At 61.7% G+C, this 14,377-nt stretch carries 18 protein-coding genes and 1 tRNA gene; 6 read left to right on the top strand and 13 right to left on the bottom strand.

The features are described 5' to 3' along the window. Positions 1 to 361 precede the first annotated feature (361 nt). On the bottom strand, positions 362 to 745 hold the full coding sequence (locus H5V44_RS00970; RefSeq protein ID WP_185191272.1) for a CBS domain-containing protein: 384 nt from the start codon (positions 743 to 745) through the stop codon (positions 362 to 364). Between the two features lie 110 nt (positions 746 to 855). Between H5V44_RS00970 and H5V44_RS00965 the strand changes: the two genes are divergently transcribed. Next, complete coding sequence (locus H5V44_RS00965; protein ID WP_185191271.1) at positions 856 to 1,236, top strand: hypothetical protein; 381 nt, start codon at positions 856 to 858, stop codon at positions 1,234 to 1,236. A 46-nt stretch (positions 1,237 to 1,282) separates the two neighbouring features. Here H5V44_RS00965 and H5V44_RS00960 read toward each other — a convergent pair whose 3' ends face one another. Continuing rightward, positions 1,283 to 2,305, bottom strand: coding sequence for a metallophosphoesterase (locus H5V44_RS00960; protein ID WP_185191270.1), 1,023 nt, complete (start codon positions 2,303 to 2,305; stop codon positions 1,283 to 1,285). Positions 2,306 to 2,514: 209 nt separating this feature from the next. Here H5V44_RS00960 and H5V44_RS00955 point away from each other — a divergent pair, with 209 nt between their 5' ends. After that, positions 2,515 to 4,077 carry a hypothetical protein gene (locus H5V44_RS00955; RefSeq protein WP_185191269.1) on the top strand — a complete coding sequence of 521 codons (1,563 nt, stop codon included), beginning with the start codon at positions 2,515 to 2,517 and terminating at the stop codon, positions 4,075 to 4,077. 53 nt (positions 4,078 to 4,130) lie between these two features. On the opposite strand, the gene H5V44_RS00950 is transcribed toward H5V44_RS00955, so the two are convergent. Further along, the gene (locus tag H5V44_RS00950) at positions 4,131 to 4,415 is read right to left on the bottom strand and encodes a hypothetical protein (protein ID WP_246403613.1); all 285 of its coding nucleotides are present in this window, start codon (positions 4,413 to 4,415) and stop codon (positions 4,131 to 4,133) included. 54 nt (positions 4,416 to 4,469) lie between these two features. Next, entirely contained in the window at positions 4,470 to 4,751 is a 282-nt protein-coding gene (locus H5V44_RS00945; protein WP_185191268.1) for a hypothetical protein, read from the bottom strand. 361 nt (positions 4,752 to 5,112) lie between these two features. Here H5V44_RS00945 and H5V44_RS00940 point away from each other — a divergent pair, with 361 nt between their 5' ends. The 3 genes from H5V44_RS00940 (at position 5,113) to H5V44_RS00930 (ending at position 6,468) form a co-directional block, all read left to right on the top strand. Further along, on the top strand, positions 5,113 to 5,421 hold the full coding sequence (locus tag H5V44_RS00940; RefSeq protein ID WP_185191267.1) for a DUF433 domain-containing protein: 309 nt from the start codon (positions 5,113 to 5,115) through the stop codon (positions 5,419 to 5,421). Next, positions 5,421 to 5,765, top strand: coding sequence for a DUF5615 family PIN-like protein (locus H5V44_RS00935; protein WP_185191266.1), 345 nt, complete (start codon positions 5,421 to 5,423; stop codon positions 5,763 to 5,765). Before H5V44_RS00940 ends, H5V44_RS00935 begins: the two co-directional genes overlap by 1 nt. Before the next feature lie 328 nt (positions 5,766 to 6,093). After that, positions 6,094 to 6,468: a hypothetical protein gene (locus H5V44_RS00930; protein WP_185191265.1), complete on the top strand. Its 375-nt coding sequence runs from the start codon at positions 6,094 to 6,096 to the stop codon at positions 6,466 to 6,468. Between the two features lie 267 nt (positions 6,469 to 6,735). Here the strand turns inward: H5V44_RS00930 and H5V44_RS00925 are convergent, their stop codons facing one another. From H5V44_RS00925 to H5V44_RS00905, 5 genes are all read right to left on the bottom strand, one after another. Then, positions 6,736 to 7,002, bottom strand: coding sequence for a hypothetical protein (locus H5V44_RS00925; protein ID WP_221625516.1), 267 nt, complete (start codon positions 7,000 to 7,002; stop codon positions 6,736 to 6,738). A 94-nt stretch (positions 7,003 to 7,096) separates the two neighbouring features. Further along, positions 7,097 to 8,245, bottom strand: a complete 1,149-nt coding sequence (locus tag H5V44_RS00920; RefSeq protein WP_185191263.1) for a hypothetical protein — start codon at positions 8,243 to 8,245, stop codon at positions 7,097 to 7,099. A 486-nt stretch (positions 8,246 to 8,731) separates the two neighbouring features. Continuing rightward, positions 8,732 to 8,806: transfer RNA gene (locus tag H5V44_RS00915), tRNA-Val, on the bottom strand. Positions 8,807 to 8,864: 58 nt separating this feature from the next. After that, on the bottom strand, positions 8,865 to 9,398 hold the full coding sequence (locus H5V44_RS00910) for a cob(I)yrinic acid a,c-diamide adenosyltransferase (RefSeq protein ID WP_185191262.1): 534 nt from the start codon (positions 9,396 to 9,398) through the stop codon (positions 8,865 to 8,867). Continuing rightward, entirely contained in the window at positions 9,395 to 9,643 is a 249-nt protein-coding gene (locus tag H5V44_RS00905; protein ID WP_185191261.1) for a glutaredoxin family protein, read from the bottom strand. Before H5V44_RS00905 ends, H5V44_RS00910 begins: the two co-directional genes overlap by 4 nt. Before the next feature lie 105 nt (positions 9,644 to 9,748). Here H5V44_RS00905 and H5V44_RS00900 point away from each other — a divergent pair, with 105 nt between their 5' ends. Further along, positions 9,749 to 9,943 carry a zinc finger HIT domain-containing protein gene (locus H5V44_RS00900; RefSeq protein WP_185191260.1) on the top strand — a complete coding sequence of 65 codons (195 nt, stop codon included), beginning with the start codon at positions 9,749 to 9,751 and terminating at the stop codon, positions 9,941 to 9,943. Positions 9,944 to 9,976: 33 nt separating this feature from the next. On the opposite strand, the gene pyrF is transcribed toward H5V44_RS00900, so the two are convergent. The 4 genes from pyrF to nadA all read right to left on the bottom strand — a co-directional run bounded on the left by pyrF (position 9,977) and on the right by nadA (position 14,347). Then, entirely contained in the window at positions 9,977 to 10,789 is an 813-nt protein-coding gene (gene pyrF / locus H5V44_RS00895) for an orotidine-5'-phosphate decarboxylase (RefSeq protein ID WP_185191259.1), read from the bottom strand. Between the two features lie 99 nt (positions 10,790 to 10,888). Beyond that, a complete protein-coding gene (gene nadC, locus H5V44_RS00890) occupies positions 10,889 to 11,701 on the bottom strand; it encodes a carboxylating nicotinate-nucleotide diphosphorylase (RefSeq protein WP_185191258.1) in 813 nt (270 codons plus the stop codon). Further along, positions 11,688 to 13,217, bottom strand: a complete 1,530-nt coding sequence (locus H5V44_RS00885; RefSeq protein WP_185191257.1) for an L-aspartate oxidase — start codon at positions 13,215 to 13,217, stop codon at positions 11,688 to 11,690. The genes nadC and H5V44_RS00885 overlap by 14 nt, the downstream gene beginning before the upstream one ends. Beyond that, complete coding sequence (gene nadA, locus H5V44_RS00880) at positions 13,214 to 14,347, bottom strand: quinolinate synthase NadA (RefSeq protein ID WP_185191256.1); 1,134 nt, start codon at positions 14,345 to 14,347, stop codon at positions 13,214 to 13,216. Before nadA ends, H5V44_RS00885 begins: the two co-directional genes overlap by 4 nt. Positions 14,348 to 14,377 lie beyond the last annotated feature (30 nt).

Here is a 14,377-nt window from a genome sequence, read left to right as displayed (position 1 = left end):
GTTTAATCCGGTCTTCTCGTAACGATCACTCCGGTCTCTTACTGCCGAGCGCCGTCACGTGGGGTAGCGCTCGACGATACTCACTCAGAGTACTCGTTATTACGGGGGTTTTCGCGTAGTTTTAGCCGTGGACATTCACGTCCGTACGTACCGTGTGATACTCACCCACACAGTTATTAATCATTAATATCATCTTCTTGTATGAGGTATCGAGTGAAATGCGATAACTGTGACCTCAGCGAGGAACTACACAAGCACGACGCCTACGGTCGAGCGAAGGAACACGAAAGTCAGTATACGTCCCACACAGTTGCTGTCGTCCGGCCGCGTGAGTGATCTGGTTCTGTGCCGATGTGTTCCTTCAAGAGAGCACCGGTGTATTGCTGATTGATTCAGACGTTGTGTTGACAGTGTCATCGTGGACGAGGACGTAAGATCGGTCGCCAAGTAGGTCGAATAAATCTTCCATATCATTGTCCTTCCAGACGATCTTCGGGTTTTCAACAGCGAATTCGGCGACCCGTGTGCTCGCACCGCCAGGATCGCTCAACACAGTGTCGGTTACGAGTAGCGCGCAGGCGATGGATTGGAAGGAGACGACACCGACGAACTCGCCGTCGCGTGTCAACCCCATCTGGGAGAATTTCCGTGAGAGCATCGACTCAATGACCTCGCCAACCTGAGCATCAACCGGGACGGTTTCGAGCGGTGGTGCCTCGATTTCACCGACTTCCGCGATCGCCATAGGTGTCGTCCACTCGGAGCACTGGCAAAAACGCTGCCACCGAATAGTATGCTTCTTGAGAATATCTAGAGGTAAATTTATTACCGAATAGAATTATACAGTGTATTGTGATGTCTCAGACGGATACGGATACGGAGTCGGACCTCACGGCGCTGCCGCATCTGTACACGGTACACGATAGCATTCCGTACGGTGTCGCCGCACGGATCCGGAATCACGACGCGGTTCCTGGCAACGCGATTGCCGAAGGCGCGGCTGCGTACCACCGGTACTTGGAGACCTCTGACGAGGAGATCGTGGCCGTACATCCAGACGGGTTTGCGACAGCGGTTCATCTCGGGTCGATGACGATGGCCACGGTCTCGCTGGATGCGGCCCCCCAAGACGTGCTCACCGCAGTCGCTGACGAAATCGACCTTGAGTCGTACTCGCTGTTAGTGTTCGGACGGCCCTCACGGACGCCCGATCACTCGATTCAAGAGTATATCTGACTGGCTCTCCTGAGTTGCGTTCAGAGGAACTGGGAGCCCGCTCCCGTCACGGGATGTTGTAGCGATCGGAGGTAACGGCAGTGTTTTCGATGGTGATGAGCCAGGCGACTCTATCAATAGGATCGTTGTTTGTGCTCATCTGTTCTGCTGCGCCGGTGTACTGTACTGGAATCTCTTCCCAGGTATCTTTGGCTGCGTCGTGATGGTGCCCTGAAAAAACATAGTCAAACTGGTCGGGAAATCGGTGGGCAATACGTGCGAGGTCTACAGCCTGTGAGTTGTCGGCGGTTAACTGTTTGAGAGTTTGGTGGAGCAGCAGGATGGAGACCGATTCATCAACAGTTTCTGGGAAGGTGAGTGTTTTCCACGGGAGATCGCCATTGGCGTGGTGATTGATGCCGAAGAGACGGACGTGTGAGTTGAGTGGTGTGCCGGTGGTGGTGAGGGTGGTGACGAGCGGCCCGGTGCGCCGGGTGAGAAGATCATCGCCCGGTTCTGAACTGTGGTTTCCCGAAACGTAGTAGAACGGAATGTCTGCGGCTGCTAGTGGGGCGAAAATGTGCGTGTCGATGTACTCCGCGTCATTGTTGTCAGCCGATCCGTGGAAAATATCACCGGCGTGGACGACCGCCTCAACGTCTTCCTGGACTCCGTAGTGAACGGCGGTTTTAAACGCTTCACGCGGGTTGATCGTTTCTTCAAAGCCCGAACCAGGGTGTTTGTCTCTCCCCACGTGCGTGTCTCCCAGCACGAGTAGTTGCGTGGTCTGCGTGTTGCCGAGTGGCGTGACTCGGGTTTTCGTGCTGGACGCAAGATGGACTTTGATTTCTCCGCGGCCTTTCTGGACGCCGCACCGTGAGATCCTGTACCGGTGCCCGAGAGTCCAGTCCACTGTAAGGTTCGCACCGTCGTAATCGATGAACCGGATCTTCTCACCTGTGGAGTCGGTGAGTATCACTTCTGCACGGCGGGACTGCCCAGGATGCCACTCGATATCGGTGACTTCGAGACTGATCGAATCAGGTAGCGGCTGTCCAGCGGACAGCTCAGCAACCGTGAGCAAGAACAATCACTGTGTTTGTACCCGAGAATGGAGCCCGACAAGGATGTGTCGGTGGCTCCTCGCCATCTCAACTCTACGCCAACCTGTGGTTGTCTGTTTGAACCCGATCCAAGCTTCTCAGAACCACCGGAAAGACGCGATGATCCAGGGAAACCTCCAGGTCGAGGGCAAGACGTATCCCCGCGACTGCTGAGGCGTGTGGTACGGGAACTTAGATGACTTCGTCGGAATTACCGCCGAACGAACTAGCGGATCGGTATGAAGCGTTATCCGCGGTGCTGAACCAACTACCAAGTGACACACACCCAGCGTGGCAGACCGCGATCAAGGCTGTACTTTTCGGTGGTGAAGGATTGACCGCCGGAGTGACGTGTTACGGTGAGCAGCAGGCTGAACGGAACGGATTCAAACTGTCGGAGTACCGGGCACAGTACGGTGATGGCGACCGGGTCAAAGAGTTCCCGGCGATCGAAATGACCCGGCCGGCGAAGTCCGATCGGCAGTACGTGGATGAGTCTTTTCGGGTGCCGGTTACACCGGAGTCAGGTACGGCACTGCCGTTGGTTGTCGATGCGGACACGCTACCAGGCGCGATTTCACTGCTGAACGAGTTCCCGGTAACGCCCGCAGCCGACACACCGGGTGACGGTGGCGCACAGTTGCTTGATCCTAACCAGATTCTTGAGGTCTCTGCGTCGTCAGGAGATGCTGACGACCTGTCGGCGTCTGAAGGTTCTGAACAGTCGAGCAGTGAGATACCGGCGAATGAGCTTGCGGACCTCTACGATGGGTTGTACGCGCTATTAGAACGGATGCCTGAAACAGCGCATCCAGGATGGCGAACAGCTGTGGAGTCGGTGGTGTTCACTGGCGAGTATTTGCGTCCGAAGGTTCGTTCCTACGGCACCCAACAGAGGGAACGGAACGACTTCGGGATGCCCGACTACAGGGAGCAGTACGGCAACGGCGAGCACGTAACGGAGTTTGAAGTGATCCAGACCGCTGACCTGCTGCCGGACGAGACCCACCACGACAAGGGCGGTATCACACGACCGGTTGCGCCCGAGTCAGGAGTGGCTTTACCGATCGCCCCGACGGCAGAGGAATTGTCTACAGCACTCCAGTTGCTCAACGAGTTGCCAGTGGCACCACAGGCTGACCTCGATTCGGCCGGTGGCGAATCACTGCTTGACGTTGAGGCGATTCTCGCAGACTACTCCGATCTCGACCAATCAGCCCCCTCGGGTGACGCACGGTCGTCCCGTACCACAGGAGATGGATCCACGGACTCGGACCGAACCTCATCACCTACGGGTGATGACGTCAGTGTAGACACGGCTACTGTACAAACACCTGAAGTGGAAGAGTCCGGAACGAAGGAAACAACTGCTGACTCTGGAGATACCACGGCGGATACAACGGTGCTGCGTGCTGAGACGGCTGGTGAAAGTACTGTTCCGCCTTCGAATCAAGAATCCTCTGAGAGTACCGAGACACGGAAGTATGAAGATCCAGAGGCAGAACGTGCCCACCGTCAAGCACGACAACGTGATCCATCAGACGTGGTCGAATTAGGTGAGGAAATCACGCTGATACTCAAAGAAGTGGATTACAGCTCCCGTCCACCAACGGTAATGGGGACGAAAAACAGTTTGAAAGTGTTTGTTACCGATGCCCCACAGGACCTCTCGAAGTACGATGCCATCCGCGTGAAGGTCACTGATTACGGCGGAACAAAGACCACCGCTGAAGCAGCATTCTCCGACTACGTAGACTAACGACAGAAACCGACCAATCAGCGTGGATTATGTCATCTGTCGTTTGTGTTATTTCATTGCTCGGTGAAATATAACGGAGTAGCGGCTGCGTCGGCATTCAACACTTCTGCGGCGGGCATTCCGACGCCGAGCAGGTCCGTTTCGCCGTCAGTGAGCCGAATCGTGTTGTACGGTGCTAGCCGGCGGCGGACCTCAGCCGGGATCTCCCACCCGCCCCACGTCGGCGTGGTGAACTGCGTTTCCGTGACGACGTACGTGCCGGTGTCCGTATCGAGGTCGGGGTACAGCGTGTCTTTCGCGGCAGCGAGCACGGCTGGTTCGGTGAGTGTGGCTGCCATTTCGTCGGTATTGTTACCCACTCAATATGAAGATGGGTTGTGGGTAGAGGAAACTCAATCAGCGGTGTCGGTGTAGATGTCGGTGAGAACCGATTCAATACATAGACAGGCTTCGTGGATGAGTATCTCCCGCGGGTCCGGACCGGAGAGTTCATCGAATGGCACAGTCGATTCAAGATGGGTCGTGACGCTCCACGGGCAGAGATCGTGATCCTCATAGAGTGCTGTGGCGGCTTCATACTCGCCGTATTCATCGGTGTCGGCGCGGTACTCGGCGGCGACCTCGGCGACGAAGGCACGGAGTTCGGCTTCCGAGTCGAAGTGCCGGTCAGTCATTAGGTGGTCTTGGTGTGGGCCGTGGACATAGGTCCGAGGGTCTCCAGCCAGTTGATGCTGAAGCGGCGTCGTTTGCGCCGGGGTGTGTGGGTGTCTCGGCGGTCATCTTACGTGACGTTGGGTATCGGTCTGTCTCCGGTGTGTCATAGAAGAGGTGTCACGGTGTTTCTTTCACGACCTCACAGCGGAATCAGGCGTGGGATTGTGCCTGCGCACTGCTGGCTTCATTTGTACCTTCTATCTCCGAGGCCTGTCGAGATCGTGTATCATTCTGCGAGCGACGCGAGCGGTAAATCGTCTCCTCGAAACCGTGTGCCCCTACCGGCAAAGACTGAAGACCACCGCACTGGTATTCGTCACTATGTCGAAGCAGCTGAACACCGTCGTCTCAGGTGACGAGTCGGACATTCACGACGAGCCCCACATTCGAGACCGACGAATCACCGTGAGTCACATCCACGCGCTGGTCGAGGAGCGCGACCTCGACGCGCAGACGGTGGCGGACCGCTTTGACCTCACTGTTTCGGACGTCTACCACGCATTGGCGTACTATCACGACCATCCCGAAGAGATGCGGGCGGTCGAAGAACGCCGTCGAGAGCTTTACGAAGCTGCAGACGACGATCCGAGCATCATTACCGGCCCCGGTGACCTGCCGGAATCGTCGTGATGCAGGTGTCGTTTCTTCTTGACGAGAACATCGCGGCGCCGTTGGCTGACAAACTTGAGAAAGCGGGCCACGACGTAGAGCGTGTCGTTGACGTGGACGAACTGGGAGAAGGTGTCGACGACACAAAAATTCGCCTGTACGCCGTTCGAGAGGGGCGCCTCCTCGTCACCAGCGACGACGACTTTGTCCAGATGCCGGCAGACTCACACAGCGGCGTATTCTACGTCCCCGACCAGTCGCTTTCCTCGCACGAACTCTACCATATCATCCAGCGAGTTATCGAAGCGTTCCCCAACCGCGAGACAATGGAGACAGTGACGTATCTTACTACCGACTGGTTGTGAATTACGAGGCAAGCGAGCGGTACGTGACTCATCCGTTACGAGCAGCGGGCGAGCGATAGACTGGAACGAGACGACACCGACGAACTCGCCGCGCGTGTCAACCCCATTTGGGAGAATTGCCGTGAGAGCATCGACTCGATTACGCGACCGAGCTGTACATCGACCGAGACGGTTTCGAGAGGTGGTGCCTCGATTTCTCCGACATCCGCGATCGCCATAGGTGCCGTCCAGTCGGCGCACTGGCAAAAACATCCCCACCGTGAAGTATGCTCGTTGAGAATATTAACAGACAATTTTATTACCCAAAAGAATCATATTGCGTAGTATGATGTCTCAGACGGATACGGAGTCGGACCTCACGCCGCCGCCGCATCTGTACACAGTACACGACAGCATCCCCTACGGCGTCGCCACGCGGATCCGGACTCACGACGCCGTTCCCGATGACGTGATCGCTGAAGGCGCGGCCGCGTACCGCAGGTACGCAGAGACACCTAACGAGGAGATTGTCGCCGCACACCCCGACGGGTTTGCGACAGCCGTTCACCTCGGCTCGATGACGATGACGACGGTATCGCTGGATGTAGTCCCGGACGACGTGCTTACAGCAGTCGCTGACGATATCGACGTTGAGTCGTACTCGCTGTTAGTGTTCGGACGGCCCTCACAGACGCCGAATCACTCGATTCAGGAGTATACCTGATCGGCTCTCCTGATCTGAGGTTCAGCGAAACTGAGTGTCCGTTCTCGTCACGGGATGTTGTAGCGATCGCAGGTAACGGCATTGTTTTCGATGGTGATGAGCCAGGCGACTCAACCGGTGGCCAAAATCTAGACTAACATCAGCGTAGCATCGGGTGCTTTGACGCTGATGTTCAGATCGCGTGCGAGGGGGTGTGCCCGGTCCCTGATGCTTTGGATCGGGGCAGCGACGTACCCGATGTGGACTTCAGACAGTGTTGACGGCTGGTTATCCGCCTGGTCGTCTGAATGTGTAGGTCACAGTGTCAGCTTCGACCGTGAGCGTGCCAGTGTCGTGATCCAGGACGATTACAGCGGTATTGGCGTGTGCAAAATCGTGGAGCGGCATTCCAGTCCTGAGCGTCCCGTCCTTCGTCACCTCGATATATGCGGAGCCGAAATCGATGTGAATCCGATCATCAGCAACCGTTACGTCACCTGTGTCACCAAACCGGCGCAGTTCAGCGCTGAGGGTGTCCCATTCGTTGAGTTTCACGCGTGGTGTCATCTGTCGTGTAGTCACAACTTTCTGTCCAGGGAAAGAGTTGCTGAGTGATCAAGCCATCCGTCCTGGAACAAGGTATCGGGAACTACGTGATCGGCGTAAACGAGAGTGCCCAAGCGGTGTAGACAAGGCAGGTGAGGTACGCAGCTTTCATCATATGAACAGGGGCAGCAGATGCATATTCACCGGTTTCAGAGAACTCGTCAATCCGGGCCTGGCCCGCTACTGGATCATCGTCTTCGTCCTCAAGTGATTGTAAGAACGGATCGTCAATATCATCAGCGTCACCAGTCCGTAGTGCTTCGACCCGCCTGACGAATGCCCGACGTTCCGATGGCGTTGGTGGGTCACGCTCCGCCGCTAAAGAAGCGAACCGAGACGGATCGTAATCCACTTCGGCAGGTGGATCTGGAGTCCGCGGATTGATTACCGGCCCAGGGTCAAAGGGGTCCTCTCGTTGCTTCGGATTCGTTTCACGGGGATCGAACGACTCACCAGCTAGTGGCCGCGGATCAAGAGACACGAAATCAATAGTCTCGACAGAAACAGGCTCTTTCCCGACCGCATCACGCATTTTGTCTACCAATTCGGTCCGTGACTGCGCACGATACGGGTGTACATCAGCCTCACGCAACCACCCACCAACATCACGCATAGCCTTCGAATCAAGATTCAGATCAGCCCAGAAGGTCAGACCAGTCGCACGCAGCCCGTGAAACATCACGTCACCACGCTCCAAAAACCGGGCGTTCGGGAGAATATGCTCTTTCATTGTCCGCTCAACCCATTTGTAGTTCTCATCAATCACATCGTGATGCTCGAAGAAATCTTCCAATGCGGCTGTGATCCTAAGACTCCAACTGAACGGAACAGCGCGACCACCATTCTCGCTTTTCGGTGAGAAACGATTGTGGTAGTGGTAATCAACAAACGTTTCAACGGCGTCGTTTTCCTCACCGTCTGGATCAAAATTCCTCTTAGAACGGCTCCAGCAGTACCCACACCCACACGGCTCGAAGGTTGGAATGTCGATGACCCCACGTTCCCAATCAATCCAACCTTCGTGAAGGTGCAGTACCTCACCCACGCGCATCTTCAGACGGCCACAACAGAGAACCAGTATAATTGCAACACGACGCCGATAATCGTCGTCGATCTGAAGAGCGGCTGTATAGAGGTCGAGGTAGAGTACTCGATCGAGCGCGTCTTCTTTGGAGTGTCTTGGTTTGCTCACAAACTAGTTCTCACTCAGTTATTTAAATGATTAAGGGCGGATTGGTTGACATTTTCGTGTCGAAGCGGTGCTGTCAACTTCGACATATACGTGTCGGATGAAGGCGAGATGGCCGACAATCCTACCGTAAGGGTGGCAAATACCCAATTCAGTCAGTCCGAGCGACGATGATCCGTCCTGCGAGATCGATTGTCGCTCTACATTGTGACTTCCTCAAATTATTCGAGTAACTACGGACAGGATCAGTACAGGAAATATTGATCCATACGGTATACGTATGCTCGTGATTGTATACCGGCACTAATTATTTATATTCAACCACCGATCATTAACACGGATGCCAAGACGGGGACGACCCGCGTGAACTAACCGTATGCCTTCACGAGAATTCGGGACTTCTGGTCACCTAGCGAAAATCAGAAATTTGCCGGTAGAGTCCCTATCGAGTGGAGAAACAGCGGAAATACAGTCCATACGTACCGCGTATGGGTCGGGGCGGATTCGAACCGCCGGCCTGCTCCGTGTGAAGGAGCCGTCATAACCGGACTAGACCACCGACCCGCAGGCTGAAATTCCTCCGTGCCGGACTTAAGCGTTCTTCTTCGGGGGCTCGCCCGCGTCAGTACGTCGGCGACTCCTCGGGAACCTCGTCGCGGGCGTTCACCAGCCGCGCGAGGACGAACAGCCCGTCGGAGAGCCGGTTGAGATACCGGATCGCCTCCTCGTTCACCGGCTCGTCGGCCGCCAACGCGACCGCGCGGCGCTCCGCACGCCGGGCCACCGCGCGGGCGTGGTGCAGGGTCGCGCCGGCGTCGCTGCCGCCCGGGAGGATGAACGACTCCAGGGGGTCGAGTTCGGCCTCCGCCTCGTCGATCGCGTCCTCCAAGCTCTCGACGTGAGCCGCCGTCACTTCGGGGTCGTCCTCGTCGGGATCGGGGTTCGCGAAGTCGGCCTGGACGATGTGGAGCTGGTTCTGGATCGATGCGAGCGTCCCGTCGACGTCGTCGTAGCCCGTCGGGCGCGCGGTCCCGATCAGCGCGTTCGCCTCGTCGACGGTGCCGTACGCCTCGATCCGGGCGCTGGTCTTCGAGACCCGCGACATATCCCGGAGGTCGGTCATTCCCTCGTCGCCGCGGCCGGTGTAGATCTTCATCGGTCTGTCGCGAGCGTCTGCTCGATGTACGTCAGGATGTTCTCGCTCTCGGACATCGTGACTCCCCGCTCGTCGTCGATCAGGACGGGCACCGCGCGCTGGCCGCTCACCCGCTTTACCGCGTCGCGCTCGGAGTGGAGCGCCTCGACCCAGGAAGTCTCGTAGTCGATCCCGTGATCCGCCAGGGCGTCGTGGACTGCCTCGCAGTACGGACAGCCGTCGAGCGCGTACAGTTCGATGCTCATACGCCCATATGGCATCGCCGCGTCAAAGAGGTTTGCTCGGGGCGACGGGCCGACCGGAGGCGGATCGACCCCGCGACTGAAGTGCGTTCGGTCCGAAACGTGTGTATGAGTGTCACGGGGCTCTGTCAGGTATGCGAGACCCGGGAAGCCGAGTACGCCTGCCACCAGTGCGGGGCGGCAGTGTGTCCGGTACACTTCGAGCAGGACCGCGGCGTCTGTGTCCACTGCGGCGACCCGAACGGGACCGAGGACGTGTTCGCCGAGACCGACGGCGACCGCGACGTGCCGGGGTTCCGGTAGCCGGCGGGGAACGCTTCGGCGCCGCGGTCCGTCCTATCCGTCCGACCGGTACTGGTTCAGCCGGGTTCGGAGCCGCTTGGCCGCCGCGCCCGCCGCGCCCGCGAACGACTCCCCCCGGTCTTCGCCCGCGAAGATGATCCCCCGCGAGGAGTTCACGAGGCCGACGCCGTCCGCCAGCCCGTGTTCGACGGCCGCCTCGGCGTCGCCGCCCTGTGCGCCGACGCCCGGGACCAGGAACGGAATGTCGGGGACCTGCTTGCGGAGGTCGGCCAGTTCCTCGGGCGCGGTCGCGCCGACCACGAGCCCGACGTTGCCGTGTTCGTTCCAGAGGTCCGCCAAAGCGGCGACCCGCTCGTAGACCGGCTCCCCCGAGGCGAGTTCCAGGTCCTGGAGGTCGGCGCCGCCGGGGTTCGAGGTCCGGCAGAGCACGAACACGCCCTTGTCTGCGCGCGTCAGGAACGGTTGCAGCGAGTCCCGCCCCAGGTAGGGGTTGACCGTGATCGCGTCGACCTCGTCGAGGAGGTTGGCGTACTGTCGGGTCGTGTTCCCGATGTCCGCGCGCTTTGCGTCGAGCAGCACCGGAACGTCCTTGCCGTGGGCGTACGCGACCGTCTCCCGCAGCGACCGCCACCCCTCGCTGCTCTCGTAGAACGCCGCGTTCGGCTTGTAGCAGGCGGCGTACTCGTGGGTCGCGTCGATGATCCGGCGGTTGAACGCCCACTGCGGGAGGTCCCTCTCGCGGAGATGCTCCGGAATCCGGTCGGGGTCGGCGTCGAGGCCGACCGAGACGACGCTGTCGATCCGCTCGATCCGCTCGCCGAGTCGCTCGAAGAAGGCCGCGGTCATATCCGTGTCTCCGCGCCGGGCGCCGAGTAGGTTTCCATTCGTCGGCGCGTGAGGGGTCGGGGCAGGCGGGAGCAGTCCGCGCCGATCGGCAGTCGACTGTCAGCGGCCGTCGGTCCGGAACGACACGTCGAGGCTCGGCGCGCTGTGCGTCAACGACCCCATCGAGACCACGTCGACGCCGGTCTCGGCGTACGCCGGGAGCGAGTCGAGCGTGATCCCGCCGCTGGCCTCGGTTGCGACGCCGTCCGGTACCTTGTCGACCGCCTCCCGGACCTCGGTCGGCGGGAGGTTATCGAGGAGCACCACGTCGGCCCCCGCCTCGGCCGCACGGACCGCCGCCGCCGGGGATTCGACTTCAACCTCCAGGTTGGTCGCGAAGGACTTCCGGTCGCGAAAGAACTCGACGGCCGCTTCGAGCCCCATCTCCGCGATGTGGTTGTCCTTCACCATCACCAGCCCCGAGAGGGTGAGCCGGTGGGTGTCGCCCCCGCCCGCCGCGACCGCCCGCTTCTCGACGCCGCGGAGCCCCGGGGTGGTCTTCCGCGTCGCGGCCACCCGGACCGACTCCGAGGCCGTCCGGGCGGCGCGCACCGCCCGTTGGGTCCGCGTCGCAACGCCCGCGGCGTGGCCGACGAGGTTGGCGGCGGTGCGCTCGCCGCGGAGCACGTCCCGGGCACGCCCCGATACGTCGAAGACCGTCTCCCCGGCCTCGACCTCGTCGCCGCTGGCGGCGGTCGACGTCGGGTCACAGTCGAGGTAGTCGAACACCGCGGCCGCGGCGTCGAGGCCGGCGACGACCCCCGATTCGGTCGCGACGAGCCGGCCGGAAGTCCGTCCCGGCACGTGGTTCGTCACGTCGCGGTGGCCGACGTCCTCCCGGAGCCACCGCTCGACCGTCTCAGTCGTCAGCATACTGGGCCCCGTGGCCGGCGTCGCGGTCGTCGGCGTCGACGACGTGGTGACACCCCGCCGAGGGGGCCTCGCTCGCCGCGCGGGCGACGAGAAGGCCACACACCGCGGCGTTCCGCAGTTCGTACAGCGACCGCGACACGCGGGTTCGGGTGTACGCGTCGACCTCGCCTTTCAACCGCCTGAGGGTCGACCGCGCCCGCTCCAGTTCCGAACGGGTCCGCGTGAGGCCGACCGCCGACTCCATCGTCTCCCGGAGCCGTTCGTATTTCGCGTCCGCGAAGGCGTCCGGCAGTCCGGGGTCGCGGTCGAGCGGGTCCGGGGTCTCGATCGGCTCGACCGCCCCCGCGGCCGCCGCCGACTCGCCCGCCCGGAGCCCCCAGACCAGCCCTTCGAGCAGGCTGGTGGAGGCCAGCCGGTTCGCGCCGTGGACGCCCGTGCGGGCGCACTCGCCGGCCGCGTAGAGCCGATCGAGCGTGGTGTGGCCGCGGTCGTCGACCGCGACCCCGCCGCAGAGGTAGTGTTCGGCGGGCGCGACGGGGATGCCGTCGGCGGGGTCGATCCCCCGGTCGGCACACAGGTCCGCGAGGTCGGGAAACGCCGTCTCGAAGCCGGGATCGAGCGGCGAGACGTCGAGTCGGACCTCGCCGCCGCCTGCCCGCTCGTCGGCGACGGCGCGGGCGACGACGTCCCGCGGGGCGAGTTCGGCGTCGTCGTGGACCGCGGGCATAAATCGCTCGCCTGCGGCGTTCCGGAGGACCGCCCCCTCGCCGCGGACCGCCTCGCTGACCAGGAACGGGTCGGGGCCGGGGTAGGCGGTCGGGTGGAACTGCACGTACTGCATGTCCGCGATCCGGGCGCCCGCGAACGCCGCCATCGCGACCCCGTCGCCGGTCGCGCCGTCGGGGTTGGTCGTGGTTCGGTAACACGCTCCGATCCCGCCGGTCGCGAGGACGGTCGCGCCCGCGAAGGTCGGCTCGACGGCGCCGTCCCGCAGCACCGACGCGCCGTGGACCCGCCCCTCGTGTGTGAGCAGGTCCAGCGCCATCGCGTCCTCCAGGAACGTGACGCCCGGACGCTCGCTGAGGTGGGCGAGGAACGGCCGGAGCACGTGTGAGCCGGTGGCGGCGTTCACGTGGAGGATCCGGGATTCCGAGTGGGCGGCCTCCCGCCCGCGGTCGTAGGCGTCGACGTCGGCACCCGGGGGCGCGCCGTCGAACGGGACGTCGAGGGTGTCGACGAGCACGTCCGCCACGGCCTCGCGGGCGTTCGACACCAGCACGTCGACCGCGTCGGGGTCGGCGGTGCCGTCGCTGGCGGCGCGGATGTCCGCCCGGAACGCCTCGGGGTCGCTGCCGGTGACCGCGACGCCGCCCTGGGCCCAGTCGGTGGCGGCGTCCTCGGGCTCGGTCGCCTTCGTGGCGACGAGCACGTCCGCGCCCTCGCGGGCGGCCGCGAGCGCCGCGGCGCAGCCGGCGATGCCCGAGCCGATCACTAAGACATCGGTCTCCCGGGTCATAGTTCGAGCATCCGGTCGAGGGCGGTCGCCGCCAGTTCCTTCTCCTCCGGGGCGACGGCCACCTCGTTGTGAACCGTCCCCTCGGCGAGCGATTCCAGCAGCCACGTCAGGTAGTTCGGGTCGATCTGTCGCATCGCGTTGCAGTCCATACACGCGTCGCCGCACAGCGGGAGCACGTTCACCTCGGGGTGCCACCGCTGTAGGTGGTTCACGAGGTGGATCTCGGTGCCGACCGCCCAGGTCTCGCCGGGCGCCGCGTCGGCGATCGTCTCGCAGATCTGGCTCGTCGACCCCGCGGCGTCGGCCGCGACGACGACCTCCCGGCGGCACTCGGGGTGGACGATCACGTTGGCACCGTGGTCCTCCCTGACTGTCTCGACGTGGTCGACCTCGAACCGCTCGTGGACCTGGCAGTAGCCGTCCCACAGCACCACATCCGCGCCCGCGGCGTCGGCCGCGTCTGGGGCGTCCGCGCTCCAAGGGTCCCACTCCGCGACGGCGTCGGGGTCGATGCCGAGCTCCGCAGCGGTGTTGCGGCCGAGGTGTTTGTCTGGCAGAAACAGGACCGCGTCCCCGCGGTCGAGGGCCCACTCGAAGGCGTCGGCCGCATTCGAGGAGGTACAGACTAGCCCGCCCTGCTCGGCGCAGAAGGCCTTCAGGTCGGCGTAGGAGTTCATATACGTGACCGGGATCACCTCGCGGTCGCCGGTCGCGTCGTCGATCCGCTGCCAGGCCGCGTCGACCTGTAGCGCCTCCGCCATCCCCGCCATCGGACACGACGCCTCCATCGACGGGAGGAGCACGGTCTGGTCGTCGTCGGTGATGATGTCGGCGCTTTCAGCCATGAACGTCACGCCGGCGAACACGACGTACTCGGCCTCGGAGTTCGCAGCGCGTTTCGAGAGTTCGTAGGAATCGCCGATGAAGTCGGCGTGGTCGACGATCTCGCGGCGCTGGTAGTTGTGGCCGAGGACGATCACGTCGTCGCCCAGCGCCTCGCGTGCGGACTCGATCCGGGCGGCGCGGTCGGCCTCGGTGAGGTCCCGGTACTCCTCCGGGAGTCGTTCGAGGTTGTCGTACTTGAACAGACTCAGGTCGGATTCGAAGCCGGCGGTTTCTAGCTCTGCCATAGGTGTAGGTATCTACCCCTCACAACCGAA

The sequence above is a fragment of the Halobellus ruber genome, from assembly GCF_014212355.1.
Lineage (GTDB): Archaea > Halobacteriota > Halobacteria > Halobacteriales > Haloferacaceae > Haloquadratum > Haloquadratum rubrum.
This window is presented reverse-complemented; position numbering and strand designations above follow the sequence as displayed.

Bases quoted from the DNA above. Each gene is read 5' to 3' on its own strand.
- nadC (WP_185191258.1), bottom strand. From the start codon at position 11,701: ATGCTGACGACTGAGACGGTCGAGCGGTGGCTCCGGGAGGACGTCGGC.
- nadA (WP_185191256.1), bottom strand. From the start codon at position 14,347: ATGGCAGAGCTAGAAACCGCCGGCTTCGAATCCGACCTGAGTCTGTTC.
- H5V44_RS00945 (WP_185191268.1), bottom strand. From the start codon at position 4,751: ATGACTGACCGGCACTTCGACTCGGAAGCCGAACTCCGTGCCTTCGTC.
- H5V44_RS00970 (WP_185191272.1), bottom strand. From the start codon at position 745: ATGGCGATCGCGGAAGTCGGTGAAATCGAGGCACCACCGCTCGAAACC.
- H5V44_RS00965 (WP_185191271.1), top strand. From the start codon at position 856: ATGTCTCAGACGGATACGGATACGGAGTCGGACCTCACGGCGCTGCCG.
- H5V44_RS00905 (WP_185191261.1), bottom strand. From the start codon at position 9,643: ATGAGCATCGAACTGTACGCGCTCGACGGCTGTCCGTACTGCGAGGCA.
- H5V44_RS00950 (WP_246403613.1), bottom strand. From the start codon at position 4,415: ATGGCAGCCACACTCACCGAACCAGCCGTGCTCGCTGCCGCGAAAGAC.
- H5V44_RS00910 (WP_185191262.1), bottom strand. From the start codon at position 9,398: ATGAAGATCTACACCGGCCGCGGCGACGAGGGAATGACCGACCTCCGG.
- H5V44_RS00955 (WP_185191269.1), top strand. From the start codon at position 2,515: ATGACTTCGTCGGAATTACCGCCGAACGAACTAGCGGATCGGTATGAA.
- H5V44_RS00935 (WP_185191266.1), top strand. From the start codon at position 5,421: ATGCAGGTGTCGTTTCTTCTTGACGAGAACATCGCGGCGCCGTTGGCT.
- H5V44_RS00930 (WP_185191265.1), top strand. From the start codon at position 6,094: ATGTCTCAGACGGATACGGAGTCGGACCTCACGCCGCCGCCGCATCTG.
- H5V44_RS00940 (WP_185191267.1), top strand. From the start codon at position 5,113: ATGTCGAAGCAGCTGAACACCGTCGTCTCAGGTGACGAGTCGGACATT.
- H5V44_RS00885 (WP_185191257.1), bottom strand. From the start codon at position 13,217: ATGACCCGGGAGACCGATGTCTTAGTGATCGGCTCGGGCATCGCCGGC.
- H5V44_RS00900 (WP_185191260.1), top strand. From the start codon at position 9,749: ATGAGTGTCACGGGGCTCTGTCAGGTATGCGAGACCCGGGAAGCCGAG.
- pyrF (WP_185191259.1), bottom strand. From the start codon at position 10,789: ATGACCGCGGCCTTCTTCGAGCGACTCGGCGAGCGGATCGAGCGGATC.